This is a genomic window from Sphingomonas sp., from assembly GCF_031380695.1.
GTDB lineage: Bacteria > Pseudomonadota > Alphaproteobacteria > Sphingomonadales > Sphingomonadaceae > Sphingomicrobium.
This window is the reverse complement of the sequence record NZ_JANMWY010000024.1, coordinates 1-1,549: the sequence shown is the minus strand read 5'-3', so window position 1 is coordinate 1,549 and position 1,549 is coordinate 1. Positions and strand designations below refer to the sequence as shown.

Below are 1,549 nucleotides of genomic sequence, written 5' to 3'. Positions count from 1 at the left end.
GCTCGGACCACGCCACGCCCGGCTGGCAGTGTCGTCGAATGTCGCCGAATTGCCCGGCTATGGCGACGGCGACTGGTGGGTGCAGGACCTCGCCGCCTCGCTCCCCGCGCGTCTCATTCCGGCACCAGCCAAAACCGTGCTCGACCTGTGCGCCGCCCCCGGTGGCAAGACGATGCAACTCGCCGCCGCCGGTCACGCCGTCACCGCCCTCGACCGCAAGCAAAGTCGTCTGGCACGACTGCAGGCCAATCTCGACCGCACGAAGCTCACCGCCGATCTCGTCACCGGTGATGCGTTGGAATGGCTCGGAAGCACTCTGTTCGATGCGGTCCTCATCGATGCCCCCTGCTCCTCGACCGGCACCTTCCGCCGTCACCCCGAAGTCCTCTACCGCGCTCGCCCGGGGATCATCGTCGAGACCGCCGAATTACAGGCGCGCCTGCTCGATCACGCCAGCACTCTCGTTGCGCCCGGCGGGACATTGGTTTTCGCCACGTGCAGCCTCGAACCGGAAGAAGGCGAGCAGATCGTCGCCGCCTTCCTCGGCCGCACACCAGCCTTCGCCGTCGCGCCGCCAACGCCCGGGGAACTCCCCGATTGCATCACCCCCACCGATGCCGGTTTCGTCCGTATCCTCCCGGGCCTGCTAGAAGCCGAAGGCTGGCTCGACGGCTTCTTTATCGCCCGCCTTGTCGCGGCGGGCGGTTAGCGGCTAATCGGTCGAGCGTGACGTTCATTTCTCCCTCGATCCTGTCCGCCGACTTCGCCCGGCTCGGCGAGGAAGTGCGCGCGATCGACGCGGCCGGGGCCGACTGGATCCATATCGACGTGATGGACGGCCATTTCGTGCCGAACATCACCATCGGCCCAGCGGTGGTGAAGGCGCTGCGCCCGCACAGCGCCAAGCCGTTCGACGTCCATTTGATGATCTCGCCGGTCGACCTGTTTCTCGATGCCTTTGCCGAGGCTGGGGCCGACACCATTACGGTCCATCCCGAAGCCGGCGCCCATCTCCACCGCACGATCCAGCGCATCAAGGGGCTGGGCAAGCGCGCCGGGGTGTCGCTCAATCCAGCCACGCCAGCGAAGATGCTCGACTATGTGCTGGAGGAGATCGACCTCGTCCTGGTGATGAGCGTCAATCCCGGCTTCGGCGGGCAGAAATTCATCTCGAGCCAGCTGCGCAAGATCGAGGCGATCGCAAAACAGGCCGAGAAACAAGGACTTGCGATCGATATCGAGGTTGATGGCGGGATCGATCCGATCACCGCGCGCCAGGCGATCGACGCCGGTGCGACCGCGCTCGTTGCCGGCACCGCCGCCTTCAAGGGCGGGGCGGCCCATTATGCGGCCAATATCCGGGCGCTCCGGGGCGAGGCATGAACGCGGCGCCAGGCGATGTGATCGGCAAGCTGGCCAAGGGCTCGCTGCTGTCCCGCCTGATGAGTGTCAAGAAGGAGCCATTGCGTCTTGCCGCCGTCCCGCGCGATCATGTCGACGGCGATCGCGCGCGCGGCGATGCATTGCTCGCCGGGCAGTTTTTCCTCGG

Annotated in this window: 2 protein-coding genes; both read left to right on the top strand. The window is 66.4% G+C overall.

Going from position 1 to position 1,549, the window contains the following annotated elements; genetic code table 11:
- Positions 1-709: RsmB/NOP family class I SAM-dependent RNA methyltransferase (locus RMN84_RS00910; protein WP_309610329.1), on the top strand; the 709-nt coding region annotated here is incomplete at its 5' end.
- A 17-nt stretch (positions 710-726) separates the two neighbouring features.
- Positions 727-1,383, top strand: coding sequence for a ribulose-phosphate 3-epimerase (gene rpe, locus RMN84_RS00905; RefSeq protein ID WP_309610328.1), 657 nt, complete (start codon positions 727-729; stop codon positions 1,381-1,383).
- Positions 1,384-1,549: the final 166 nt, after the last annotated feature.